This window comes from Neomicrococcus aestuarii (genome assembly GCF_014201135.1).
Lineage (GTDB): Bacteria > Actinomycetota > Actinomycetes > Actinomycetales > Micrococcaceae > Neomicrococcus > Neomicrococcus aestuarii.
In genome coordinates this window covers 1-25,274 of sequence record NZ_JACHDR010000001.1, presented here as the reverse complement: position 1 = coordinate 25,274, position 25,274 = coordinate 1, and the positions used below count along the sequence as shown (strand labels likewise).

General features: G+C 59.5%; 20 protein-coding genes and 2 tRNA genes. 10 read left to right on the top strand and 12 right to left on the bottom strand.

The window, feature by feature from the left end; translation table 11 throughout:
- Positions 1-19 precede the first annotated feature (19 nt).
- The 4 genes from ilvC to ilvD form a co-directional block, all read right to left on the bottom strand.
- Entirely contained in the window at positions 20-1,045 is a 1,026-nt protein-coding gene (ilvC, locus tag HD598_RS00110; protein WP_183662748.1) for a ketol-acid reductoisomerase, read from the bottom strand.
- Positions 1,046-1,143: 98 nt separating this feature from the next.
- Entirely contained in the window at positions 1,144-1,662 is a 519-nt protein-coding gene (gene ilvN, locus HD598_RS00105; protein WP_071893375.1) for an acetolactate synthase small subunit, read from the bottom strand.
- A gap of 3 nt (positions 1,663-1,665) precedes the next feature.
- Entirely contained in the window at positions 1,666-3,546 is a 1,881-nt protein-coding gene (locus HD598_RS00100) for an acetolactate synthase large subunit (protein WP_071893374.1), read from the bottom strand.
- A gap of 391 nt (positions 3,547-3,937) precedes the next feature.
- A complete protein-coding gene (gene ilvD, locus HD598_RS00095; protein ID WP_183662746.1) occupies positions 3,938-5,641 on the bottom strand; it encodes a dihydroxy-acid dehydratase in 1,704 nt (567 codons plus the stop codon).
- An 83-nt stretch (positions 5,642-5,724) separates the two neighbouring features.
- Between ilvD and HD598_RS00090 the strand changes: the two genes are divergently transcribed.
- Positions 5,725-6,183: a hypothetical protein gene (locus tag HD598_RS00090; protein ID WP_183662744.1), complete on the top strand. Its 459-nt coding sequence runs from the start codon at positions 5,725-5,727 to the stop codon at positions 6,181-6,183.
- A gap of 15 nt (positions 6,184-6,198) precedes the next feature.
- Here HD598_RS00090 and HD598_RS00085 read toward each other — a convergent pair whose 3' ends face one another.
- Positions 6,199-6,393 carry a hypothetical protein gene (locus HD598_RS00085; protein WP_183662742.1) on the bottom strand — a complete coding sequence of 65 codons (195 nt, stop codon included), beginning with the start codon at positions 6,391-6,393 and terminating at the stop codon, positions 6,199-6,201.
- A 7-nt stretch (positions 6,394-6,400) separates the two neighbouring features.
- Here HD598_RS00085 and HD598_RS00080 point away from each other — a divergent pair.
- The 8 genes from HD598_RS00080 to HD598_RS00045 all read left to right on the top strand — a co-directional run bounded on the left by HD598_RS00080 (position 6,401) and on the right by HD598_RS00045 (position 15,737).
- Positions 6,401-6,476: transfer RNA gene (locus tag HD598_RS00080), tRNA-Lys, on the top strand.
- Positions 6,477-6,615: 139 nt separating this feature from the next.
- Positions 6,616-7,113, top strand: a complete 498-nt coding sequence (bcp, locus tag HD598_RS00075; protein WP_183662740.1) for a thioredoxin-dependent thiol peroxidase — start codon at positions 6,616-6,618, stop codon at positions 7,111-7,113.
- Between the two features lie 74 nt (positions 7,114-7,187).
- A tRNA-Leu gene (locus tag HD598_RS00070) sits at positions 7,188-7,269 on the top strand.
- Between the two features lie 68 nt (positions 7,270-7,337).
- Positions 7,338-9,032, top strand: coding sequence for an ABC transporter substrate-binding protein (locus HD598_RS00065; protein WP_183662737.1), 1,695 nt, complete (start codon positions 7,338-7,340; stop codon positions 9,030-9,032).
- A 110-nt stretch (positions 9,033-9,142) separates the two neighbouring features.
- The gene (locus HD598_RS00060; RefSeq protein WP_183662734.1) at positions 9,143-10,621 is read left to right on the top strand and encodes a malate:quinone oxidoreductase; all 1,479 of its coding nucleotides are present in this window, start codon (positions 9,143-9,145) and stop codon (positions 10,619-10,621) included.
- A 51-nt stretch (positions 10,622-10,672) separates the two neighbouring features.
- Positions 10,673-13,999, top strand: a complete 3,327-nt coding sequence (locus HD598_RS00055) for an efflux RND transporter permease subunit (protein WP_183662731.1) — start codon at positions 10,673-10,675, stop codon at positions 13,997-13,999.
- A gap of 136 nt (positions 14,000-14,135) precedes the next feature.
- Positions 14,136-15,254, top strand: a complete 1,119-nt coding sequence (locus HD598_RS00050) for an LLM class flavin-dependent oxidoreductase (protein ID WP_183662728.1) — start codon at positions 14,136-14,138, stop codon at positions 15,252-15,254.
- A gap of 6 nt (positions 15,255-15,260) precedes the next feature.
- Positions 15,261-15,737 (top strand): MarR family winged helix-turn-helix transcriptional regulator, encoded by a 477-nt coding sequence (locus HD598_RS00045; protein WP_183662725.1) that lies wholly within the window; start codon positions 15,261-15,263, stop codon positions 15,735-15,737.
- 140 nt (positions 15,738-15,877) lie between these two features.
- On the opposite strand, the gene HD598_RS00040 is transcribed toward HD598_RS00045, so the two are convergent.
- The 4 genes from HD598_RS00040 to HD598_RS00025 all read right to left on the bottom strand — a co-directional run bounded on the left by HD598_RS00040 (position 15,878) and on the right by HD598_RS00025 (position 22,496).
- Positions 15,878-16,684: a transglutaminase-like domain-containing protein gene (locus HD598_RS00040; protein ID WP_183662723.1), complete on the bottom strand. Its 807-nt coding sequence runs from the start codon at positions 16,682-16,684 to the stop codon at positions 15,878-15,880.
- A gap of 158 nt (positions 16,685-16,842) precedes the next feature.
- Positions 16,843-18,153: an MFS transporter gene (locus HD598_RS00035; RefSeq protein WP_183662720.1), complete on the bottom strand. Its 1,311-nt coding sequence runs from the start codon at positions 18,151-18,153 to the stop codon at positions 16,843-16,845.
- Between the two features lie 99 nt (positions 18,154-18,252).
- Positions 18,253-21,339, bottom strand: a complete 3,087-nt coding sequence (locus HD598_RS13650) for an AAA family ATPase (protein WP_183662717.1) — start codon at positions 21,337-21,339, stop codon at positions 18,253-18,255.
- A complete protein-coding gene (locus HD598_RS00025) occupies positions 21,339-22,496 on the bottom strand; it encodes an exonuclease SbcCD subunit D (protein ID WP_183662714.1) in 1,158 nt (385 codons plus the stop codon). The genes HD598_RS13650 and HD598_RS00025 overlap by 1 nt, the downstream gene beginning before the upstream one ends.
- A gap of 76 nt (positions 22,497-22,572) precedes the next feature.
- Between HD598_RS00025 and HD598_RS00020 the strand changes: the two genes are divergently transcribed.
- A complete protein-coding gene (locus HD598_RS00020; RefSeq protein WP_183662711.1) occupies positions 22,573-23,355 on the top strand; it encodes a hypothetical protein in 783 nt (260 codons plus the stop codon).
- A gap of 16 nt (positions 23,356-23,371) precedes the next feature.
- Here the strand turns inward: HD598_RS00020 and HD598_RS00015 are convergent, their stop codons facing one another.
- The 3 genes from HD598_RS00015 to HD598_RS00005 form a co-directional block, all read right to left on the bottom strand.
- Positions 23,372-24,376, bottom strand: a complete 1,005-nt coding sequence (locus HD598_RS00015) for an exonuclease domain-containing protein (RefSeq protein WP_071893360.1) — start codon at positions 24,374-24,376, stop codon at positions 23,372-23,374.
- The gene (locus HD598_RS00010; RefSeq protein WP_183662708.1) at positions 24,366-25,076 is read right to left on the bottom strand and encodes a DedA family protein; all 711 of its coding nucleotides are present in this window, start codon (positions 25,074-25,076) and stop codon (positions 24,366-24,368) included. Before HD598_RS00010 ends, HD598_RS00015 begins: the two co-directional genes overlap by 11 nt.
- Before the next feature lie 11 nt (positions 25,077-25,087).
- A partial coding sequence (locus HD598_RS00005; protein ID WP_311538891.1) for a non-canonical purine NTP pyrophosphatase occupies positions 25,088-25,274 on the bottom strand: 187 nt, incomplete at its 5' end.

The window sequence follows — 25,274 nt, the reverse complement described above, 5'->3', positions numbered from 1 at the left end:
GTCGCGAAGCGCGGAACGCTTAGCGAGCTACCGAGCCGTCGGTGTAATCGTCGTCAGCGGCAACCCAGCTGAACATCTTGCGCAGCTCGCGGCCGGTGGACTCGATCGGGTGATCCTCGCCCTTCTTGCGGAGCTCAAGGAATTCCTTGGCGCCGTTGGCCTGGTCATCCATGAAGCGCTGTGCAAAGGCACCGGACTGAATGTCAGCAAGAACAGCCTTCATGTTCTCCTTGACCTCAGGGGTGATGACGCGTGGGCCGGAAACGTAGTCGCCGTACTCAGCGGTGTCAGAAACGGACCAACGCTGCTTGGCGATGCCGCCTTCCCACATGAGGTCAACGATGAGCTTGAGCTCGTGAAGCACCTCGAAGTAGGCGATTTCTGGCTTGTAGCCAGCTTCGGTCAGAACCTCGAAGCCGTACTGAACCAGCTGGGAGGTACCGCCACAAAGAACAGCCTGCTCGCCGAAGAGGTCCGTTTCGGTCTCTTCCGTGAAGGTGGTCTCGATGACGCCTGCACGGGTTCCACCAATAGCCTTGGCGTAGGAAAGTGCAAGATCCTTGGCCTTACCGGTGTAGTCCTGCTCAACAGCGATCAAGTCAGGGATACCACGGCCAGCTTCGAACTCGCGGCGCACGGTGTGGCCTGGAGCCTTAGGAGCAACCAAGGCAACGTCAACGTTGGCTGGTGGCTGGATGAAGCCGAAGCGGATGTTGAAGCCGTGACCGAAGAAGATGGCGTTGCCTTCTTCAAGCTTGTCAGCGATCTCTGCCGCGTAGACCTTGGCCTGAACCTGGTCTGGGGTGAGGATCATGATCACGTCAGCTTCTTCAGCAGCCTGAGCCACGGAAACGACGCGGAGGCCAGCAGCCTCAGCCTTTGCGATGGACTTGGAGCCTTCCTTGAGGCCAACGCGGACGTCAACGCCGGAATCGCGCAAGTTCAGGGAGTGAGCGTGGCCCTGGGAGCCGTAACCAATGACAGCAACCTTGCGGCCCTGGATGATTGAGAGATCAGCGTCGTCGTCGTAGAACAGTTCAGTCACTTTTGTGTCCTTCATTCTTTGGGTGTGTTAGCACTTGCCGAACACACTATTGAAATTACTTACAGGTATTAAATTCGTGTCAGTGATCCGCGAAGGGTTTACGCAGACGCTTGACGAAGAGCTCGGTCAGACATCGACTTTGAGCCGCGTGCCACCGCAACGGTGCCAGACTGCACAATCTCGCGAACACCGAATGGTTCCAGTACGGAGAGAAGCGCGTTGAGCTTCTCTGCCCCACCGGTCGCCTCGATGACGAGCGAATCGTTGGACACGTCCACCACTTGGGCGCGGAACAGATCGGCCGCTTGCGTCACTTGCAAACGAGTCGCCGAATCAGCGCGCACCTTCACGAGGATGTGGTCACGCTGCACGGATGCTTCCGGCGCAAGTTCCACGACCTTAATGACGTTGACGAGCTTGTTGAGCTGCTTGGTAACCTGCTCCAACAAATCGCCTTCGGCGTCCACCACCACAGTCATGCGGGAGACGCCCTTGATTTCGGTGGGTCCCACCGCAAGAGAATTGATGTTGAATGCGCGTCGGGCAAACAAGCCAGCAACGCGGGTCAACGTACCGGGCACGTCCTCCACGAGGACAGACAGGGTATGACGGGCCATGATTTAGTCCTCTTCTTCCCACGTAGGAGTCATGCCGCGGGCAACTTGAATGTCATCGTTGGAGACGCCGGACGGGACCATCGGCCACACCATCGCGTCCCGGCTCACCACAAAGTCAATGAGCACAGGGCGGTCATTGATCTCGAGGGCCTTTTGGATGGTGGCATCGATGTCTTCGTCGCGTTCGCAACGCAAGCCCACCATGCCGTAAGCGTCTGCCAACTTTACGAAGTCAGGAACGCGTACCGTGCCGGCACCCGTGTTCAGGTCCGTGTTGGAGTAGCGGCCATCGTAGAAGAGGGTCTGCCACTGACGCACCATGCCCAGCGAGGAGTTGTTGATGACAGCAACCTTGATGGGGATGTTGTTGATAACGCAGGTAGCCAACTCTTGGTTGGTCATCTGGAAGCAACCGTCGCCATCGATGGCCCAGACCACGCGGTCCGGGTTGCCGACCTTGGCGCCCATGGCCGCTGGCACTGAGTAACCCATGGTTCCCAAGCCGCCGGAGTTCAGCCACTGGTGAGGGCGCTCGTATTTGACGAATTGAGCAGCCCACATCTGGTGCTGGCCCACGCCTGCAACGTAGACAGCCTCGGGGCCGGTGAGTTCGCCAATGCGCTGGATGACGTTCTGCGGAGCCGTGAGACCGTCTTCGGTGGGGGTCCAACCGATGGGGTAGGTCTCGCGGATGCGGTTGAGCGTTGCCCACCAAGCGGAGATATCCGGGCGACCGGATTCTGCGAAGGCCTGCTCCACAGCTTCGCGAAGCTCCGGGATGATCTCCTTGACCGAGCCCACGATGGGAACATCGGCGGTGCGGTTCTTGGAAATTTCTGCCGGATCAATGTCAGCGTGGATGACCTTGGCGTTTGGAGCGAAAGACTCCAAGACACCGGTCACGCGGTCATCGAAGCGCGCGCCGAGGGTAATCAGCAGGTCAGCCTGCTGAAGAGCGGTCACAGCGGACACCGAGCCGTGCATGCCAGGCATGCCGACGTGCTGTTCGTGCGAGTCAGGGAAGGCGCCGCGAGCCATCAGCGTGGTGGCAACAGGTGCGCCCACGAGCTCGGCCAGTTCCTTCAGTTCGACGGAGGCGTGACCCTTGATCACACCGCCGCCCACGTAGAACACGGGACGTTCTGCCGCAGCAATCAGTTTCGCAGCTTCGCGAACCTGCTTGGCGTGGCCGCGGACCACGGTGCGGTAGCCGGGCAAATCGATCTTGGGTGGCCATTCGAAGGTCATCTTGGCCTGCTGGGCATCCTTGGAGATATCCACCAAGACCGGTCCTGGGCGTCCGGAGGAGGCGATGTAGAACGCTTCGGCCATGACGCGTGGGATGTCATTAGGGTTGGTCACCAAAAACGCGTGCTTGGTGATAGGCATCGTGATGCCCACGATGTCCGCTTCTTGGAAGGCGTCGGTGCCGATGAAAGCGCTGTTGACCTGACCGGTGATTGCGACGAGCGGGACAGAGTCCATGTGCGCGTCGGCGATCGGGGTGACGAGGTTGGTAGCTCCGGGGCCAGACGTGGCAATGCACACGCCGACTTCTCCGGTGACCATGGCGTAGCCTTGCGCGGCGTGGCCAGCTCCTTGCTCATGACGGACCAAGATGTGGTTGATCTTGGACGAGTCCATGAGCGGGTCGTAGGTGGGGAGGATAGCTCCACCTGGCAACCCAAAGACGTCTGTGACGCCCAGTTCTTCCAATGAGCGGACGATGGCTTGTGAGCCAGTCATCTCCGTGGGAGCAACTATGTTGTTCGGCCCTTGAATAAGGGACGACGCTTCCACGGCGGAAGAGACCGGAGCAGGATCCTTGGACCACCCAGCAGCCTTAGCTGCCTGTTGCGGACTCACAGGTTTTCCCTGACTCATGTGTTCTTCCTTTGCTTGTTCTGTGACCTGCACATAAAAAGAACCCCTCCGGCCGTGTTTGGCGGTTGGGGTTCGCGCGTCACCGGTTACGACGAAGTGGTCATTCAGAGACGCGCTCACGAATGACTAGGACGACGGATACCAGCTTCTGCATGTGATTAGTCTCCCCCGCGATTGTTGCCTCGTCAATTACCGAAACACCAATCTCATTATTTGGACAAAGCGTCCATTCTTTGGACGCACCCCGCTCGGGTCGAGCCCGGATTGCGGTCCGGGGTGGCACCTTGTGTCAGCGAGGCACCGGGGGCGAGCTGCGTCGTCGTAATCCCTAGAAAGGACGACGACACAGCTCACTTCACGCGGTACTGCTGAGCAGCGCCGTGCTAACTACTTAGCCGGTGTAGGCACCCTTGCTGGCAGAGTTCACCAACTTGGCGTACTTCGCGAGCACACCCTTGGTGTAACGAGCCGGAAGCGGCTCCCAGCCCACCCTGCGGGCCTCTAGCTCAGCTTCGTCTACGAGCAAATCGAGGGTACGAGCCGCGATATCAACGCGGATCTTGTCGCCGTCCTTCACGAAAGCGATAGGACCGCCGTCAACGGCTTCCGGAGCAACGTGACCGATGCACAAGCCGGTGGTTCCGCCGGAGAAGCGACCATCGGTGAGCAAAAGAACGTCCTTGCCCAAGCCAGCACCCTTGATGGCGCCGGTGATGGCGAGCATTTCGCGCATGCCCGGTCCGCCCTTAGGGCCTTCGTAGCGGATGACTACGACGTCGCCGGCCTTTATTTCGCCGTTGTCGAGTGCCTTCAGCGCGCCCTGCTCGCGGTCAAACACGCGGGCGGTGCCTTCGAAGATGTCCGCGTCGAAGCCAGCAGACTTCACCACAGCTCCTTCAGGCACCAAGGAGCCGTGAAGGATGGTGATGCCACCGGTCTTGTGGATGGGGTTATCCATCGCACGGAGCACCTTGCCATCAGGATCTGGTGGGTTGATGCCCGCGAGGTTCTCGGCAACAGTCTTGCCGGTCACGGTGAGCGCATCGCCGTGGAGCAGGCCTGCATCGAGCAGCGCCTTCATGATCACGGGAACACCGCCGATCTTGTCCACGTCATGCATGACGTAGCGGCCGAACGGCTTGAGGTCACCCAAGTGCGGGATCTTGTCGCCAATACGGTTAAAGTCCTCGAGGGTCAGATCAACCTCTGCTTCACGAGCAATCGCGAGCAAGTGAAGAACAGCGTTCGTGGAACCACCGAAGGCCATGGTGACGGCGATGGCGTTCTCGAAAGCTTCCTTAGTCATGATGTCACGAGCCCGGATGCCCTTGCGGAGCAACTCCACCACGGCTTCGCCGGACTGGCGAGCGAACATGTCGCGGCGGCGGTCTGCCGATGGTGGGGCGGCGGAGCCTGGCAAAGACATGCCAAGAGCTTCACCGATGCACGCCATGGTGTTAGCCGTGTACATGCCGCCACAAGCGCCTTCGCCTGGGCAGATGGCGCGCTCAATGGCATCGAGGTCCTTCATGCTCATCTTGCCGGCGACGCATGCGCCAACGGCTTCGAAAGCGTCAATGAGGGTCACTTCTTTTTCCGTGCCATCTTCAAGCTTGGCGAAGCCCGGCATGATGGATCCGGCGTACAAGAACACCGAGGAGAGGTTGAGGCGAGCAGCTGCCATCAGCATGCCCGGGAGGGACTTATCGCAACCAGCCAAGAGGACGGAGCCGTCGAGGCGCTCGGCCTCCATGACGGTTTCTACAGAGTCAGCAATGACTTCGCGAGAGACCAGCGAGAAGTGCATACCTTCGTGGCCCATGGAAATGCCATCGGATACGGAAATGGTTCCGAACTGCATCGGGAAACCGCCACCAGCGTGGACGCCTTCCTTAGCGCCCTGGGCCAAACGGTTGAGGGACAAGTTACACGGCGTGATCTCATTCCAAGAGCTCGCAATGCCGATCTGGGGCTTCGAAAAATCCTCGTCGCCCATGCCCACGGCGCGGAACATTCCGCGTGCCGGAGCCGCGTGAATGCCGTCCGTAACAGTACGACTACGAGGCTTGATATCTACTGTGGATTCCTGCGTCATGAGTCGATCCTACGTCCGCCCGCGACTCGCGCTGAACCTGTGACCAATTCGTGAAACATTCGTCTCCGCCTAGAATCGAGAGCATGACGGATCCCCAGCAAGAGTCACCCGTGGACGCTGAACTCAAGCGCAAACTCAGGGAATCCTTCGATTCGCAGATCCCGAACTTCGGTAGTTACAACGTGGTGTACGCCACGGGAATCGCCGGGTCCGGGGGAAGCTTTTTGGTGGGATACCGCACACAACCGCTTGAGTGCATCGTGGCGCCCATAGACCCTTTGAGTGGCGAACCCCTGGGGGTGGCCCGCACCATCAACCTCACCAACATCAATGAGGTGGGCGTGGATGGCATGAACCAGGTTCAGCTGGCAACCACCACCGGCCACGTGTACCGCTTTACTGTTCCCGCGTCCCTCTTGGTGCGGTGGCGCCCGGCAGACTCCCCTGACGATCGCGAGTCATTCATCCTCCTGGAGCAGGCAGTGGACTCCGTGGACTTCATCGCATTTGTTGACAGCCTGATCCTCGCGCTCTCAGAGTGATGCGTTACACACCTCTTATTTTTGGCTACCAATGCGCTTGAGGAGTTGTTTGATGGCCTCCACCAACACTCTCAAAGCCCCAATTCCCCGGAAATTCGCGGAAAACTCTCGGTGAGCACCATCACCCACTCCTCGATTTTGGTTTTTCGCCAACTTTCCGGTAGAGTTTTCTGTCGTTGCAGGAACGCCGGAAAGCGAAAAATGCAGCATTGAGAATGCGCCTCTAGCTCAACTGGCAGAGCAAATGACTCTTAATCATTAGGTTCCGGGTTCGAGTCCCGGGGGGCGCACCAAAACCAAGAATTCCCTGATCAGCTTGCTGATTGGGGAATTTTTGTTATACGGCTTTCGTGGGTTTCACGGCCAGCCGGACACCCCACAGACCACCCCGCGAAGAAGCATCGAAGCAGAAGCACCACAGCGAAGGAACTCATGACTCAGGCATCAGCAGCTCCCACCGGTCACCGCTTCACGGTAGGTCAAGAAGCTCCCGATTTTCAGATTCAAGACCACCAGGGCAACACCGTCTCCAAGCAGAGCCTTCTCGGCACCCGCTATGTGCTCTACTTCTACCCTGCCGCCAACACGCCCGCCTGCAACCAGCAAGCGTGCGATTTCCGTGATCACGTCGAAGATTTCGGAACGCAGGGGCTGCCCGTCTATGGCGTATCTCCAGATTCGGTGGAGACGCTCTCCAAGTTCGCGGCAAAGCATGAGTTGAATTTCACAGTGTTGGCCGATCCTGAGCATGAGGCTTCGGTGGCTTTTGGCACGTGGGGCGAGAAGAAGAATTACGGCCGCACCTACGAGGGCCTGATCCGATCCACCTTCGTGATCAACGAGCAAGGTGCGTTTGATCTGGCGCAATACAACGTGCGCGCAAAAGGACACGTGGAGAAGTTGCTCCGCGACCTCCAAAATCTCGGTTAGACTATTACGAGCTTGAATCACTGAGAGCGGTTAGCCCAGCGGGTTGACGTAGTATCTTGTGGGTTCAAGAACATGCGGGCGTGGCGAAATTGGCAGACGCGCTGGATTTAGGTTCCAGTGTCTTCGGACGTGTGGGTTCAAGTCCCTCCGCCCGCACTCACAGCAGGTACTCGGTCAGCAGTGATAGCTGACCGAGCTGCACTTTTTGGGAGGACAGATCGGTTGTGGCGTTGAGCAGCGACGATCCTCAACCTCATGGCGTCTCTCGCCGAACTCTCCTTGCTTGGTCCGCTTTAGGACTGCCCACCCTCGCGTTGACTGCGTGCACTGGTGGCGACGGCGCGGCTGGCTCCGGTACTTCTAGTACGACGACGCAGCCCACCATCCGCTTTCAGTTTGCGGTTCCGTCCTACCCCGGTTCCTTTGATCCATCGCTGGGTTTGGACGTCGAGACCTTCCGGTTGTCTCGGCAGATCTTCAACAATCTTGTAGGTGTCGATGCTGAAACCGGCGCCCCAACTGCCGAGCTGGCAGAGTCCTGGAGGGCCAGCGAGGACGGACTGACGCACCGATTTATTCTGCGCAAGGACGTCAAGTTCCATTCGGGAATGCCAGTCACCGCCGATTCCATCGTGAAAAACTTTGAGCGCTGGGCGGCCATGGAAGCCACCGAAAGCGGAGCCCGTCGCACCCCGTTCGAAGTGGTCTTCCACCATCACGCCACCGTGCCAGAAGATGTGGTCCCCCGTTTTCGCACCTCAAGCGCCACGGAGGAAGAAGGCACCCGTCCCTCCGCTAGCTTCTATGCGGGAGCACGCGCGGTATCTGAGTTCGAGTTTGAACTTACGTTACGTCGCCCGCTCACCATGCTGATCGAAGCGCTCACCCACCCAGGTTTCGGAATCATCGAACCGGGAACGTGGGATGACGAATTCCCCACCGGATCCGGCCCCTACCGCATCCACTCCGCAACGGAGCAGGAAATCGTGCTGAACGCGGCGTCGTCGTACTGGGGCGGAACCCAAACCGTGGACCAAGCCACCGTGAAAATCTTCCGCCAAGCGCACGCCCGCTTTAGCGCGCTGCACCGCGGCGACGTTCACGGCTATGACCTGGTCACCGTGGAAGAGCTCAAAACCATCGTCCAAGAGGGTCGGCAGATGCTGCAGCGCGATCCTTTCGCAATCCTCTACTTGGGCATGAACCAGCTCAATTCGGTCCTCGAGGATCAGCAAGTCCGTCAAGCCGCCGCGTACGCCATTGACAACAACAACGTGGCCAGCGAATTCTTCTTGCGCGGCACCAACGAAGCCAAGAGCTTCTTGCCACCCAGCCTCGCGATTCCAGATCCCGAAACGGTGTACGGCTACGACGCTACGAAGGCAGCCGAGCTTCTCTCCACGAGCACCTACCGTGGTCAAGAAATCCCGTTCGTCTACCCCACGGGCACGGCGCGCGCCTATCTTCCCCAGCCAGAGCGCATTTACGCGAGGATTGCTCGTCAGCTCACCGCTGCCGGATTCTCCATCAAGCCAGTGCCGATGGAATGGAACAACGACTACATCGCCAATATTGCTGCCGGAAAAAACCCTGGGTTTCACTTGTTGGGACTCTCCGGCGTCTACCGTGATCCTGACTACTTCTTGTCCACCCTCTTTGCGCAGTATTCTGATGAATTCGGATACGACTCCCCCACTGTTCAAACGATGATTCGTGACGCGCGCTCCACACCGGCCGGCGCCGAACGTACAGCGCTGTACGGGCAGATTCTGGAGACCCTTGCGGTTGATCTTCCCGCATATCCACTGCTCTACCCGATCTCCGCGTTGGCTCTGAACAACGATGTGGTGAACTACCCGGTAAGCCCTGTCCTGGATGAACCCTTCGCTCGCGTCGAGGTGACTCCCACGAGCCCGTAACCTACGTCAAACTGCCCGGCGGATCCCACCCCACACGATTGCTCAGCAATTGTAGGAGGAGCCGTGTATCGCGATAGCCTTAGCCCAATAGAGATAAAGGGAGACGAATTTTGTCCTCACAAGAACCCGCAAAGAATTACGACGTCGTTCTAGTTGGCGCCGGCATCATGAGCGCCACCTTGGGTACGTTCATCAAGCAGCTCGAGCCATCCTGGACCATCGGCATCTTCGAGAACCTAGATCAGGCTGGCCTTGAGTCTTCGGACCCATGGAACAACGCCGGAACCGGTCACGCAGCACTGTGCGAGTTGAACTACTCGCCGCTGGGCAAAGACGGCAAGGTGGATCCGGCCAAGGCCGTCACCATCAACGAGCAGTTCCAGGTGTCACGCCAGTTCTACTCCTTCATGGTGCAGCAGGGTCTGATCGGTAGCCCGAAGACCTTTATCAACCCGCTGCCGCACATGAGCTTTGTGATTGGCGACGATCACGCTAACTACCTGCGCACCCGCTACGAGGCTTTGAGCGCTCAGCCGCTCTTCGCCACCATGGAGCACAGCGAAGACCTTGCCAAGATCGGCGAATGGGCACCTTTGGTTGCCGAAGGCCGCGACTCCGGCCGCGTCGCCGCTTCCCGTGTTGAAGGTGGCACGGACGTTGACTTTGGTTCTTTGACTCGCCAGCTCACCGCTTACTTGGGCACCACTGGCGCCGATCTGCACTTCGGCCACCGCGTGACCAAGCTGGACCGCAACTCCGGCGGCTGGAGCGTAGGCGTCAAGAACCGCGCTACCAAGCAGGACTTCACCGTCAACGCGAAGTTCGTCTTCGTGGGTGCCGGTGGCGGCGCACTGCACTTGTTGCAGAACTCCGGTATCTCCGAGGCCAAGGGCTTCGGCGGCTTCCCTGTCTCCGGTCAGTTCTTGCGTTGCACGGATGAGAACGTGATTGCACGCCACCACGCCAAGGTCTACGGTCAGGCTTCTGTGGGTGCCCCACCGATGTCCGTGCCTCACCTTGACACCCGTTTTGTGGATGGCAAGCGCTCGCTCATGTTCGGCCCCTACGCCGGATTCTCCACGAACTTTCTCAAGACCGGCTCCTTGCTGGACTTGCCGTTGTCCATCCGTCCGCACAACTTGTTGCCGATGCTCAACGTGGCCAAGGACAACCTGAGCCTTGTGACGTACCTGGTCAACGAAGTGGTCAAGACCCGTAGCAAGAAGAACGAGTCCTTGCAGGATTACTACCCACAAGCCATGGGCGAGAACTGGGAACTGATCACTGCTGGCCAGCGCGTTCAGGTCATCAAGAAGGATCCTGCCAAGGGCGGCGTCCTGCAGTTCGGCACCGAGGTAGTCACCTCCGCGGACGGCACGATGGCCGGTCTGCTGGGTGCTTCCCCAGGAGCCTCCACGGCAGCACCGATCATGGTTGGCCTGCTCAAGCGTTGCTTCCCAACACACTTCGGTGGCTGGGAGTCCAAGATTGCAGAAATGATTCCAAGCCACGGCGAGAAGCTGAACACCAATGTGAAGCTTCTGGAAGAGGTCACGAACCACACCAATAAGGTTCTTGAACTCGCATAATTTAGATCTCTCACCAGAGAGACGCTAGCGATACCCAGGGGGGACCAGCGCATGCATCGCCTTGCCAACTTTTCACTCGGCAATAAGGCGCTCATAGCGCTGGTCTCCGTTTTTATCTCCATCTTTGGAGTGTTGGCGATGGGTGGACTCAAGCAAGAGATCATTCCTAGCCTCGAATTCCCGCAAGTCGCGGTGGTTACGCAGTTGCCTGGTGCTTCGCCTGAAGTGGTGGATAAGCAGGTCAGCGAGCCGCTTGAATCTGCACTGCAGGCCGTTGAGGGCCTCGAATCCTCCTCCGCCACCAGCCGCCAAGGCGTGTCCACGGTGTCGTTGTCCTTCGTCTACGGCACCAATCTGGACCGGGCACGTAGCCAAGTGGACCGCGCCATCAGCAACGTGCGAGCACAATTGCCCGATGACGCTAATCCTCAATCTTTCTCCGGTTCGGTCAGCGACTTCCCTGTGGTGTTCATGGCAGTCTCTTCTGACCAGGACCTCAGTGAGCTGAAGTCTGATCTAGAACGCCTTACTGTTCCTCGCTTGACCAAGCTTGAGGGCGTCCGTTCTGTGGACGTCTCTGGCGGTACCGAGCAGCGCATTTCCATCGCTCCCAATGAAACCGAGCTCACCGCTCGCGGCTACACCACTCAGAGCATCACGGACGCGCTGAGCAAGAACGCCGGGCTGTTCCCCGTAGGTTCCCTCAACGAGGGAAAACAGTCCCTTCCGGTTCAGGCCGGCACCACGGTGAACTCGATCGAGGACATCCAGAACATCCCGCTGGCTGCCAATGACAGCGTCGCCCCAGCTGTCCCGGTCCCAGATCCGGACAATCCCACGGCAACCCCCTCGACCCCGTCGACGCCTTCGATGGAATCGCAGACGACGCTCATCAAGGACGTTGCCGACGTAATGCTCGCTAACGCGCCTGCCACGTCCATCACCCGGACCAACGGCGTCGAGACGCTGAGCCTCTCCCTCACCAAGACGCCCGAGGGTGACACGGTCCGTATTTCCCACGCCGTAGCGGATCTGGTGGATGAGCTCGAAACGGAACTCGGAAACAACGCCACCATCACCACGGTCTTCGATCAGGCGCCGTTCATCGAGAAGTCCATCAAGGACTTGACCGTTGAAGGCCTTCTGGGCCTCGGCTTTGCGGTGATCGTGATTCTGGTGTTCTTGATGTCGCTGCGTTCGACGATCGTCACCGCAATCTCCATTCCACTGTCTTTGCTGGTCACGTTCATTGGTTTGCAGGCGTTCGGCTTTTCCCTGAACTTGCTGACCTTGGGCGCCTTGACCATTTCGATTGGCCGTGTGGTGGATGACTCGATTGTGGTCATCGAAAACATCAAGCGCCACCTCGAATACGGTGAGCCGAAGGGCCGCGCCATCTTGCAGGCTGTGCGTGAAGTGGCCACAGCCGTCACCGCAGCGACGCTCACCACGGTTGCGGTGTTCTTGCCGGTCGCGTTCGTGTCCGGCATTGCGGGCGAGCTCTTCCGTCCCTTTGCGATCACCATGACCATCGCTTTGTTGGGCTCGCTCTTCGTCTCCCTCACGATTGTGCCCGTCCTCGCGTATTGGTTCTTGGGCCGTGGAAAGTCGGCGAAGGCTTCCGCTGAGGATGTTCAGGACGACGACGCAGCTCGCGAAGGCGCGCTTCTCGCGGACACTGGCGTTGGAGTAGCGCCAGGGACCGGCAAGCACCGGGCGGTGTCTTCCCTCGGGTCTAAAGTATCTACATCGCGCGAATCTGTGGTGCATGAATCTGAGGCGCAGAGCGAGTCGCTCCCGGACGTCAACGAAGTACATCAGCGCGAGCGCAACACGTGGCTGCAGCGCGGTTACTTGCCCGTTTTGCGTTCGACCCAGAAGCGCCCGGTCATCACTTTGGTGACTGCCGTGCTGATTCTGGTGGGAACGGTGGCCATGATTCCTTTGGTCCCCACAAACTTGTTGGGAAGCTCCGGGGAGAACTCCTTCCGTCTTACCCAGAAGGTCCAGGCGGGTAGCTCGCTGGCTGAGACCACTCGTCTTGCCAAGCCGGTGGAGTCCGCACTCCGTGGCGTCGAGGGCGTCGAAGACGTCCAGCTCACCATTGGATCCGGCGGAATGTTCGCCTTCCTGGGCGGCTCCACCGCAGATCAAGCGAACTTCACGGTGACCACGGCTGAATCCGCCGATCAGCAGGCTATTCAGGATGCTGCCCGGGATGCCATTGCTGCGCAGAAGCCTTCGGGAGAAATCAACTTCAGCACCAACCAGGGCCAGGGCTTCGGCTCGAGCGTTAGCGTCAACGTGTCCGCTCCTTCGCCGGAACTTCTTGCCGAAGCGAACGCTGCGGTGGTGAAGGGACTAGAAGGTATTGAAGGCACCAAGAGCCTCGAATCCAACCTGACCACGGAGAGCCCAGTCATCACCATCGATGTAGACCGTGCCAAGGCGGCCAGCTACGGCCTGACCGAGGAAGCGGTCGGCGGTCTTGCCGCCTCCAAATTGTCAGCCGTTCCCGCTGGCAGCGTGCGCTTTGGTTACACCGACTACCCGGTGGTGATTACTGGTGACAAGATCGTCAACACCATCTCTGAGCTTCAAGCAGTAGAGATCCTCACGCCTCAAGGCATGATCACGCTTTCGGATGTTGCCGAAGTGACGGAAAGTCAAACGCTTTCTACCATCACGAGTTCCAACGGCGAGCGTATTGTCACCGTCTCCGTCACTCCTGAGGAGAACGCCCTGGGCGCAGTCTCCGCAGAAGTAACCAAGCGGCTTGAAACCATCGAACTCCCCGCGGGCACTACCGCAGAGATTGGCGGCGCTGCGGTCCAGCAGGCCAACTCCTTCCGCGACCTTGGTCTCGCGCTCATCGCGGCCGTTGCGATTGTGTACGTGATCATGGTGGCTACCTTCAAGTCCCTGATTCAGCCACTGATTCTGTTGGTCTCCGTGCCATTCGCTGCAACGGGCGCTATCGGCATGTTGCTCATCACGGGCGTACCCCTTGGTCTTCCGTCCTTGATCGGCATGCTCATGCTCGTGGGAATCGTGGTCACGAACGCCATTGTGCTCATTGACCTCATCAATCAATACCGGCGACCTCGCGGGGCACTGCCTCCGATGAGTCTGGACGAGGCCATTGAGCAAGGTGCTCGTCAGCGTTTGCGTCCCATCATCATGACCGCAGCTGCCACGATCTTCGCTCTCACTCCTATGGCCATGGGTCTCACCGGCGGAGGCGGATTCATTTCGCAACCACTCGCCGTCGTCGTCATTGGTGGACTGATCAGCTCTACCTTGCTGACCCTGGTATTGGTGCCCGTGCTGTACCGCATGGTGGAGCGATTGCGGGAGCGTCGCACGCGCGCCGCGTAGTCGTTCGCGTTTTGCTGAGTCGCTCGCGTTTCGTTTCGTGGCACTCGGTGACGGAAGCCACCGGAATAATTTGGAGCGGATTCTTCTTATTATATTCAGTTGCATATAAACTGATGTGAAGCATAAGGAGAGAATCATGCAGTTTGGCGTATTTAGCGTTTCAGATATCACTCAGGACCCCATCACCGGGAAGTACCCTAGCGAGCAAGAGCGCGTCAAGGCGATGGTCGCTATCGCTAAGAAGGTCGAAGAAATCGGTATGGACGTCTTCGCCATTGGCGAGCACCACAACCGCCCATTCTTCTCCTCCTCCCCCACTACGACGCTCGCCTACATCGCGGCACAGACCGAGCGCATCATTCTGTCCACCGCCACCACCTTGATCACCACGAATGATCCCGTGAAGATCGCTGAAGACTTTGCGATGCTCCAGCACCTCTCCGATGGTCGCGTGGACTTGGTTCTGGGCCGAGGAAACACGGCACCGGTGTACCCATGGTTCGGCAAGAACCCACAAGACAGCGTTGAGCTCACGGTGGAGAACTATCACTTGCTTCGCCGTCTCTGGGATGAAGATGTGGTCTCGTGGCAGGGTAAGTACCGCACCCCGTTGCAGAGCTTCACCTCTACCCCGCGCCCACTAGATGACGTAGCACCGTTCGTCTGGCACGGTTCCATCCGCACGCCTCAAGTGGCCGAAATCGCCGCCTACTACGGTGACGGCTTCTTCGCCAACAACATCTTCTGGCCAAAAGAGCACTACCAGCAGCTCATTGGCCTGTACCGTGAACGCTTCGAGCACTACGGTCACGGTCGGGCAGACCAGGCATTCGTGGGCTTGGGCGGACAGTTCTTCATGCGTGAGAACTCGCAAGACGCCGTCAACGAGTTCCGCCCATACTTCGACAACGCTCCCGTGTACGGCCACGGACCGTCCCTCGAAGACTTCACGTCGCAGACCCCACTGACCGTGGGCAGCCCGCAAGAAGTCCTCGAGAAGACCCTCACCTTCCAGGAGTACTTCGGCAATTACCACCGCCAGCTCTTCTTGGTTGATCACGCCGGCCTGCCGTTGAAGACCGTCTTGGAACAGCTGGATCTCTTCGGAGACAAGGTGCTTCCAGAGTTGCGCAAGGAACTGGAATCTCGCACCCCAGCGGATCACCCGGCTCCCCCAACCCACGCCAACCGGGTAGCTGCCAAGGAAGCCCAAGCTGCGTCGTCGTCATCCGAAAATTCTGAAACCAAGGAGTAATCCAGCATGAGCCCCGAACAGCAAAAGAGCGTACGGGCCAGCGCCGAAGCTTGGGAAGCTATTTTCCGCGCTCAGGTCAAGGTCATGCGCGAGCTACAGCGGGGGCGCGCATTTGCGGACTTATCCATGTCTGAATACGACGTCCTCTTCAACCTCACGCGCTGTCCCGATGGAACATCCCGCCTCACTGACCTCAATGAGCACCTGCTCATGAGCCAACCTAGCCTCTCCCGCACCGCGGAACGGCTAGAGAAGCGCGGTCTGGTGACTCGGCAGAAGGACCCTAGCGACTCGCGCGCCGTGTTGGTCTCCCTGACAAAGGAGGGACGCGCCAAGCAAGCGGCCGTAGGTCGCGAGCACGTACGGCACATTCACCGCCTATTGCAGCCCCTGCTCACCACCGAGCAGCTGCAAGAGATCAGCCGACTCAACTCGATCATTGCCGACGCTGACCTTAGCCACGCAGAAGCTTGTACCGAGTAACTCTCGCAGTCACACGCGCATCAGCGCACAAAAGTGCTCCCCGTTCTTCAAGGCGGGGAGCATTTCTTTGTTATGGATTCTCTTTACGGCCGAGGTCTCCTTCGACAAGCGAAAGTTGGCTGACCTGGCCTAAATTCGAATTAGCGAAGGACGACCAGTTCTTCGAGAGAGGGATCCGTGAGCTCTTCGTCGATCTCCGCGGTGACTCGCATCCTATTGAAGATGATGGATCCGCGTACCGTGCTCAAGAACGCGGTATCGGTGGCATCTTCGCCGGTGGCGATGCGCACGAAACCTTGACGAGGTGCAAGCCCGGTGGCATCTGCCACGCGCCATTCACCGTCAATGTACGCTTCCACCACGGCATGGAAGTCCATGGGATCCAACTGCGGCGCGTAAACGGCCACCATACGAGCCGGCACGTTCCTGGCGCGCAGCATCGAAATCAGCAGGTGCGAGTAATCTCGGCACACGCCGCGGCGCGCGAGCAACGTGTTGACGGCGCTGTCCGTAGCGCGCGAAGAGCCCGACACGTAGGCAAGTTCCTGGTTCACCCAGTTGCGCGCAGCGTTGAAGAGTTCCTTGCCGGTCATCTGGCCGAAGTTAGCGATAGACGTGGAGAACAAGGTGTCCGATTCGCAATAGCGCGACGGGCGGATGTAACGGATCAAGTCCGCTTCCTCCACCACGGGCACGTTCGCTTGGCCCACGATGGTGGCAGCGTAATCAATCTGAATCACGCCACCTTCTTCAGTTTCCACCACATGGAAACGTCCGCCATGGAAATCAGCGACCTCGGTAACTTCCAGAGGTTTGCCATCGATGGTTGCAATCAGCTCCTCCTCGAAGGAGTCATACCCGGGATCCTTGACCGGGGCGATCGCGTAGACCAGTTTGGTATCTGGCTGCGCGGTGGCGATCAAATGAGCGGAAACGGTGCGCTTCATTGACTACTTTCTCAATCAGTATCGATGGACTGTGTTGACCTAGCGACGATCATTTTCAGGCCCAGGGGTGTGGCAAGAACGGAACGTCCTGCACCATGGTAGCCCTCTTCTGAAATTAGCGTTTCGTGTCGTGAGTTCTGCCATGATGCCGAGCGTTCTTAAGCGCTCTGGGGCTTGCTGTAATGGCGCGAGGTGAGCACCGCACATGCTGCAGCAGCGAGGATGACAAATGCCGCTACAAGCGCAATCTGGTAGGACGCCGTGTAGCCGATTGTGTCCGCGAAGTAACCGGCCAGCGAGTTACCGATGGAGGTGCCGATAGTAATGCCAGAGGCCAGCAGTCCCATGACGAAACCCAGCCGACCCTGAGGGGTCACGGTGTTTCCGAAGGCGAACATGGTGACCAGAATCGGTCCAATGGGCAAGCCGATGCACGCGAGCGCAATCACTACAAGCACCACATTGTCCGCGAACTGTAAGAAGAGCGTTGCTGGAACCAGGACGATAGCTGCTGCCAGCCATCGTGAGGTAAACGTGAAGGACGCCGGCCACGCGACGACGGAGAGGGCTGTCAGTGCCGAGACACTTCCGAGGGCGGCGTAGATGAGTCCACCGCCGCTAGCGATCCCGTGTTCATCGGCGAAGGCAAGAGTTCCGGAAGCGGTCGAGCCAAAGATGGTGCCAAGTCCCACCATGGTGATGCTTGCGAGGGCCACGCCTACACGCTGACGCATGGTCCATTTCGCGGCTACCTGGCCCTTTTCACGTCGCGGAGCGGCCAGCGCTGTGCGGTGCATCGCGAACGCGGGAACCAAGATAGCTGTGATGATGCCTGAGATCACCAGCGGCATCCACGGGGTGATCGGTGCGGCGACGATGCCGACGATGGCAGGGCCAAGGGCGAAGGTAATCTCGTCCACAGTGGACTCGTAGCCGAGAGCGGCGTTGAGTTCGCGGCCCTGGGTAGTCCGTCCGTTCGTGAGTCCAACCCAGCGCGAGCGGGACATTGGTCCCACTTGAGCGCAGGTTGCGCCGGCGAGCAGCGCCGAGAGCCAGGTCATCCACGGGGCGGCGGTGGTGGCATCGCTTTGAGCAAACTGGGCGCCTTCGGTGAAGCCGAAGAACAGCAAGAGCGCAAGTGAGATCACGTGCAGCAGCGACAGTGCAAGGAGCACGCCGCGTTGCCCGCGGGCATCGGAAATGGCGCCCGCCAACGGGGAACCAATTGCTGAGCCGACGCCTACCAGTGCAGCAGCAATACCGCCGGCCGTGTAAGAACCGGTCGTGGACACCACAAAGGTGATGGAACCGATGGTGAGCATGCCCAGTGGCACACGAGCGATCAGTGCTAGCGGGAAGAACGCGGGACCGGCGAGTCGGCCAAGTGCCGAAAACGCTGATCCTGACGGCGCCGGAGATGAAGAATTTTTGGGGGCAGGGGAAAGGGAATCTACGCGTGACGCAGACATTTTGGGTTTTCCTTTGTACGTGCGCGCCGTCCCAGCCTCCCGACGCACTGAACCCTCAAACTCTTCCTATTATAGATCCTTCATCTCCGGGTGGCCATATCAGGCAGCGTCTCCCAGGATCACACTGGTGGTGGATCCTCGTTGCGTTTTGTGTACTTGAATCTGGGCCGGAATCCGCTGTTTGAGCTCCTCCACGTGAGACACCAACCCCACCACGCGTCCGCCTTCGCGGAGGTCGTCGATGGCGTTCATGACCTGCTCAAGACTGCCTTGATCGAGTGTGCCGAAGCCCTCATCGACAAAGAGCGTCTCCAACGAAATTCCGCCTGCTTCGGCTTGAATCACCTCGGCAAGACCCAGCGCAAGCGAGAGCGAGACCATGAACGTTTCGCCGCCAGAAAGCGAGTTGGTGTCACGCTGCTGTCCAGTCCACGCGTCACTGACCGCGAGATCCAGACCGCCCTTGCCGCGCCCCTGCCGATCATCAACGTGGATCAACTGGTAGCGGCCATCGGTCATCTCATGAAGCCTGACCGTGGCGGCGGACGCCACCGCTTCAAGCTTGGCCGCGAGTACGAACGAGGACAGTCTCATGCGCAGACGGTTATCGCCTTCGCCACGCGCCACCTTGGCCAACCCTTCGAGCTCGCGCAGAACGGCACGGCGAGGTTCGAGCGCTTCTCGATCTTTCGCATTCCGGGCAACACCAGAATCGAAACCTTCTCGTTGCGAGGTCAACAAAATCCGCGCCTTGGACGCGATGTTTGCGGTTCGGAGAGTGGACTCAACGAGTTTGCCGGCGCTTTCGAGTTCGGCCGGAGTCACGGCCGGCTCACCCTCTTGAACCCGCGTGCGGTGCCGTGTCACTGGCGCTGAAACTTCAAGTTCAGCCACGCGAGATTGCTCATCCGCATAGGACGTCACTTCGGCCTGGTGCGCTTCTCGCACAGGATCTTCCAGGAGTGCCTCGACGAATTTGGCTTCGCTACTGGTTTTCGTAAGAGTGTCAATGAAGCCTGCGGCGAAGAGCCGGTCGCCCCACAACTTGGCGGCCTCCACCACTCCTTTGAACGCCCGGTCTTTTTCATCCTCGGTTTCCATTTCAGCCAAGAGCAGGGCTCGCGCCGCTTTCTCCGCGGCAACGCGTTCGCTCACGCTTCCGTACTCGCCGCGATCCTTGACGATTTCTTCGGTCAACACGCCCACTTCTTGATCGAGTGTTTCGACGTCACGAGCGAGGGATTCCTCGCGAACCCGGGATGAGGCCAGCTCAACCTCGGTAGCTGAAACAGTCTCGTGGGCTCGCTTGAGGTGCTGAGCGGCCGCGTCCGCAGCGGTCACGGTCCCTTCGGCAGCTTTTACAGCGGCTTTGGCAGTGGACACTGCTGTGGCGGCGTCTTCCAGCGTGAGGTCCCGCGCATGCGCAGCAAGTTGCGTCTCACGATCCTGCGCCGCACGGAGAACCTTTTCTGCGGCGGTTTCCGCGAGCCGGCAAGATTCTGACTGCGCGGCGGCTTCCTCGCGCTCATCATCGGTGACAATCTGCCCTTCCACCAACACTGCTGGCGCCGGGTGCTCTGCCGAACCACACACGGGGCACGGTTGATCATCTTCAAGAATAAGTGCGAGCCTCGCAGCGACTTGGCGATGCGCCGTCTCCGTGAGGAGACGCTCCCGTTCCTGAGCAGAGCGCGTCGCATCGCTTCGCGTTTGCCAGTGGAGCGCCAGCTCCGCAACTTCCGCCCGCACAGCCTCGAGCTTGGTGGCGGCGTCGAGGATTTCCCCTGCTTGCGTCAACTTCAATTGCGCCGCTTCAACACTGAGGACGCCAGCTTGCGCAACGGTGAGTTGCTCTTCCAGTCCTGGCAATGCGGCCACGCTCGCCTCATAGGACGCCGTCAGCTCAGCAATTTTGGTACGAACGGTCTCAAGCGCCGTACCGGTGGATTTCCGCTGCGCCGTCTTTGCGACGAGCAGTTCCTCTTGTTTCGCCCGTTCGGTCAGGACGGCAATGCGCTCGGCTAGGGTGTCAACGATTTCGTCGAGGTAGCCTTCGTGCTTCTCGTAGATAGCATTCGCGAGCGGTGAATCGTGGCGCTTGGACAATGCTTCGTTGAAGGTATCGCGCTTTGCAAAATAGAGATGGCACGCTTGATCGCGCTGTTCTTGGGCGGGTCGAAGAGCACGCGCCCGTTCGTCCCGCTCCAAGAGGGCGCGCAACTTCACGACGTGAGACTCACGTTCGGTGAGTTGAGTACGACGACGCTGCCACGCCTCGAATGCCTCAGCGTCGGCGAGCTTCTCCTTGCGTTGCTCGAAGACTTTCTCGGCGTCGTGATAGGCGGTATTGCTTGCAGCGGACCACGCCTTGGCAACAGCCTCGGCCGCTTCGAGCTGTTGGGCTCGAAGTTCAAGGGTGAGATCCTCGAGAGCTACGACGGTTTCAGGGTCATCCGTGAATCCTGCGGCAATGCGAGTTTGGCGCCAGGCAGTCAGTGCATTTTCGGCGGCCTCAAACAACCGTTTCTCGTCCGTTCCCAAGCGGATCTCATCCGCTCCAATGGCATCGCGAGCTTCGGCAAAGCGCTGCCACAAAACTTCTTCAATGCGCGCGAAGGTTCGAGTGTCAAAGAGTTGGCGCAGGATGGCGTCCTTCTCATTCGCGTTGGAGCGCAAGAATGCGGCGAACTCGCCTTGAGGCAACATCACCAGCTTGGTGAACTGGTCACGCTGCAACCCCAGCACAGCCGTGAGCTGTTGCCCGGCTTCGTCATTGCGGTTGGTCAGCGCAACCCAAGACCCGTCCCTGAATTCTTCCAGCAGCGTTTTGGCTTGCTCGGTGGTGTAGCCCTCACCGCGGCGTTTGGGACGCTTGACGGCGGGCGAACGATTCACCCGGAAGCGTCGAGACCCCACCGAGAACTCGCACTCAACGTACGTGGGCTGGTAGGTCGCAGGGTCATCCGAGGCATGATCGCTGCGCACGCGCTCTTTGGACATGCTGTCTCGAGCACCGGGTAAGGAGCCATAGAGGGCGAAGCAGACAGCGTCCAGGATGCTGGTCTTGCCAGCACCTGTCTCGCCGTTGAGCAAAAACAATCCGGCTTCTGCGAGCGCGTCAAAATCGATCCGTTCCTTGCCGGCGAAGGGACCAAAAGCGCTTAATTCAAGGGAGTGAAGTCTCACTATTTAGCTCCTGCCGTCAAGGAATGGGTCAGTACGTCCTGCATGATCGCGGACTCGCTGGCATCTAGCTCGCGGGCGCGGACATGGGAGTAGAACTCCCCGCAGACTTCTTCGGGGGTCGCTTGAACACGCACGCGATCCGCGTAGCGACGCTGCTCCCGGCGTTCACTCGGTTCCCAGCGGTACACCAAGATGCCCGGGAAACGTTCTCGGAGCCTGTCCATTCCACGCTGAGGCTGGTCAACATCCGTGACGGTCGCTTGAACAAACGCCTCTTCGGCAGCTGCGTGGGCAGGGTTGGAGAGCAAGTCCTCAATGGGACCCTTGAGCGTGGCCAAAGCTCGCGGCTGCTTGAACTGAACCTCGGTGACGTCCACGAGTCCGGACGCATCCACGTCGACGAGCCAGGCCCCCTTGCGATGCGTGGCTTCAGAGAACGAGTACGCGAGCGGTGAACCCGAATAGCGGACATTCGGCGCTAGGGTTTGGCGTCCGTGCAAGTGCCCGAGCGCCGTGTACGTGAAGTCGGAAAACACTTGGTGAGACACCTTATCGAGGCCGCCCACGCTGAGCTCGCGCTCGCTTTCACTCGGAGCTCCCCCGGCGGCAAACACGTGAGCCATCACCAACGGAACCTGTGCCCGTACAGTAACAGACTTCCGTTCCGCGAGATCCTGCCGGATGCGATCAAGCGCAGCAACAATGATGGGTTCGTGCCCCGGAGCCTGCACTCCCAGCTGCTCAGCGACCAGTCGCGGCTCGAGATACGGCAGCGCGTACACGAGTGCATCAAAATCCGGTCCCGGAATCACGATGGGCCGGTTCAGTTCCTCCACGCTTGCCCGGATATGCACGCCGGCTTTTTCAAACGCTCGGGAGCCGAAGCCCAAGCGCACGGCGGAGTCATGGTTGCCACTGGAAATAATGATGGGGATTCCTGCACCCATGAGACGACTCAGCGCCTCATCAAACATCTCCACCACGGCAACAGCGGGAAGTGCGCGGTCATAAACATCGCCGCTCAACAACAGTGCATCAACTTGACGCTCAGCGATGATCTCGCTGACTTGCTGGACAAAGTCCCGCTGATGGTCAATCACGTCCATGCCGTGAAAGGACCGGCCCAAATGCCAGTCGGAGGTGTGTAGGAATCTCATACTTCTACTCTAGGGACTCCCCCTGACACCTAGAATCTGGCGCAGTGCACGGTGGAATTATCGGTAGGCTATCGGGGTGACTTTTAGCGCTGAAACCCATCCCGCCCCGGTTGTCCTTGAATCGATCGCGACGACCGCTTCCACCGAAACTCTGACTCAGACCGTCATCGCTTTCGCGATTTTTGACGGTCTCTTGGATGCCGTGGAATGGGCCAATGATGGCATTGCTGCGGATGAGCCAGCGTGCATGTGGCTCAGCACGCTGCGGTGGGTGCGCGCACTGGATGGCAGCGTTCCGGCTGGGGCTCCTGAGCCGCCGACGCGTTGGACGGACGCACACTTCACCGCTGTGGCCCGCGCGCTCACGCCCGAGCAGCGCACCGCGGTTAGCGAGCACCCGGACACGGTGTCTTTGCGTAACCCGGAGATGAGCATTCCTTCGCGCCCGTTCGGTATTCGCCGCGGCCCGGAAGCGAATTACGCGAACGACGACGCAGCTCAGCTTGCGTTGCGATCGTTTGTTCTGGCGCTACTACCGGATGGGGACGGATCCCTCATGACGCGGCTTGCACGCGATGCTGCCGCCCTCACGCATGGGGCCGAAGCCAGCTATCAGTACGCTCAGGGTGTGGGTGTCTGGGCTAACAAGTCATTCTGGCCTGAGGTCCACGGCCAGGCCGCTAGTGAAGCCGGGGATATCCCGCTAGAACTTGGGTCAAGCCTGACGCAAGCCACTGCGGCCTTGAAGAATCTGCGGGACCCAAGCGGCGTCGTCGTACCGAAAAATGATGCAACGCTCGCCGCACTGCACGCTTTCGCTCAAGAACTCGCTGCCCGCTGGGTCCGCGCTACCACTTAAGCCGCGGTAGGAAGACCTAGACGCTCAGCGGCCAGGGACCGCCCACCATTTGCAGGAACTCTCCCTCAGAGACCACCTCAATGTGCTGACCGCGCTCACGCAATTCAAGCGCCTTGCGCGCCTTGTTGGTGACGCGGCCCGAGTTGAGGTCGCTCGCGACGAAGCCGTCGCCCACCACCAGCACGGTGGTCTGGCGCGTCACGCGGCTAGCGGTAATGGCGCCCACGGCAGCGGCACGGTTCTTAGCGTCCTGACGGCTCATCGCCAGATTCCCCGTGAACACCACGTTCTGCCCGAACAACGGGTGGCTTGGATCGGCGTCGAGGTTCGGCTGCGGGTTATTGCCCTCGTGCGGCCAAATCTGCCAATCGGGAGGCTGCGGAATCTCACGCTGCGCGGACTTCCAACGCAGTCCATCCGCACTCGCCCGCGACAGCGGATCGCCCACGTGATAACCCTCAGCATGCCCCAAAGAAATCCTCAAGGACTCATGCAACGCTGGAACTGTGGCAGCCTCTTGACGTTGAGCAATGTCCGTCATGATGTTGGCGCAGGCTGTGGCATCCGCCAGAGCCTCATGGTGATTCTCTAACGGGGCGCCGGCCGCTTCTGCCACGAACGGCAAGGAATACGACGGAAGATCGTAGGTCTTGCGAGACAGAATGACGGTGCAGGCGAAATTGCGAGGGTCCACGTTCAGCTCTGACATTTCAGCGGCCGAACGAATCACGCCGAGGTCAAAGGCGGCGTTGTGCGCCACCAGAATGTCGTCCCCCACAAAGTTCATCAGAGGCGTATAGAGCTCTCCAAAGCGTGGTGCGTCCCGCACCATCTCCGGGGTAATGCCGTGAATCTGGACGTTGCGCGGATCGAAATGATCGAAACCGGGAGGCGGCCGCATGAGCCAGCTCGCCGTTTCCACCACGCGCGAATCCCGTACTTTTACTACACCGACAGAGCAGGCCGAACCGCGGAATCCGTTCGCCGTCTCAAAGTCGATGGCCGTGAAATCAACGCTCATCTGTCGAGGAAACCTTTGCGCCGCGGCGCTTGTTCAGCTTGTAAATCACCCAGCCGATGATCGCGAGGACCACCACCACAATCACGATTTTCTGGAACACGTTCGCGTACTCTTCCACGATGTGCCAGTTATCCCCCAGGTAGAAACCTGCCAGGACGAAGATGCTGTTCCAGATCGCCGAACCGGCGGTGGTCAAGAGCACGAACTGACCGAACGGCATCTGGGTGACGCCGGCCGGAATGGAGATGAGCGAGCGGAAGATCGGCACCATGCGGCCAAAGAACACGGCCTTGGGACCGTGCTTGACGAACCACGCCTCCACTTTGTCCACGTCGCTGATGTCCACGAGAGGAAGCCATCCAAAGATCTTGCGGGTACGTTCGCGGCCCAGCAAGCGACCCACCCAGTACAGGGCGACAGCGCCCACCACGGAACCCACGATGGTCCAGATCAGTGCCTCAGCGAGAGTGAAGGAACCACGTGCTGCCGCGAAACCCGCCAGCGGAAGGATAACTTCCGAGGGCAATGGTGGAAAGAGGTTCTCGAGCGCAATCGCGAGAGCAGCTCCCGGAGGGCCGATGATCTCCATAAGGCTCACGGCCCAATCGGAGAGCTGGGTCAGCCAGCTTCCCGAGCTACCGGTGGAGCCGGTCTGTGCGGCCACACTTCCTACGAACAGCAGTGATATAAGACTCGTCATACGGTGGTGTCTTACCTCTCGGTGGCGCTTGGACGCGCGGTTAGTTGTTCTAGGGCTCGTTGCACGTGCGGCACGAGCGCGGCGAAAGCTTGCCCGCGGTGGCTGATGGCGTTTTTCTCATCCGCGGTGAGCTCTGCGACGCTTCGGTCATGACCCTCAGGCAACAGGATGGGGTCATACCCGAATCCCCCGTCACCG

Bases quoted from the DNA above. Each gene is read 5' to 3' on its own strand.
- HD598_RS00100 (WP_071893374.1), bottom strand. From the start codon at position 3,546: ATGAGTCAGGGAAAACCTGTGAGTCCGCAACAGGCAGCTAAGGCTGCT.
- HD598_RS00015 (WP_071893360.1), bottom strand. From the start codon at position 24,376: ATGAGCGTTGATTTCACGGCCATCGACTTTGAGACGGCGAACGGATTC.
- HD598_RS00050 (WP_183662728.1), top strand. From the start codon at position 14,136: ATGCAGTTTGGCGTATTTAGCGTTTCAGATATCACTCAGGACCCCATC.
- HD598_RS00055 (WP_183662731.1), top strand. From the start codon at position 10,673: ATGCATCGCCTTGCCAACTTTTCACTCGGCAATAAGGCGCTCATAGCG.
- HD598_RS00010 (WP_183662708.1), bottom strand. From the start codon at position 25,076: ATGACGAGTCTTATATCACTGCTGTTCGTAGGAAGTGTGGCCGCACAG.
- bcp (WP_183662740.1), top strand. From the start codon at position 6,616: ATGACTCAGGCATCAGCAGCTCCCACCGGTCACCGCTTCACGGTAGGT.
- HD598_RS00045 (WP_183662725.1), top strand. From the start codon at position 15,261: ATGAGCCCCGAACAGCAAAAGAGCGTACGGGCCAGCGCCGAAGCTTGG.
- HD598_RS00085 (WP_183662742.1), bottom strand. From the start codon at position 6,393: ATGCTGCATTTTTCGCTTTCCGGCGTTCCTGCAACGACAGAAAACTCT.
- HD598_RS00025 (WP_183662714.1), bottom strand. From the start codon at position 22,496: ATGAGATTCCTACACACCTCCGACTGGCATTTGGGCCGGTCCTTTCAC.
- ilvD (WP_183662746.1), bottom strand. From the start codon at position 5,641: ATGACGCAGGAATCCACAGTAGATATCAAGCCTCGTAGTCGTACTGTT.
- HD598_RS00035 (WP_183662720.1), bottom strand. From the start codon at position 18,153: ATGTCTGCGTCACGCGTAGATTCCCTTTCCCCTGCCCCCAAAAATTCT.
- HD598_RS00040 (WP_183662723.1), bottom strand. From the start codon at position 16,684: ATGAAGCGCACCGTTTCCGCTCATTTGATCGCCACCGCGCAGCCAGAT.
- HD598_RS00090 (WP_183662744.1), top strand. From the start codon at position 5,725: ATGACGGATCCCCAGCAAGAGTCACCCGTGGACGCTGAACTCAAGCGC.
- ilvN (WP_071893375.1), bottom strand. From the start codon at position 1,662: ATGGCCCGTCATACCCTGTCTGTCCTCGTGGAGGACGTGCCCGGTACG.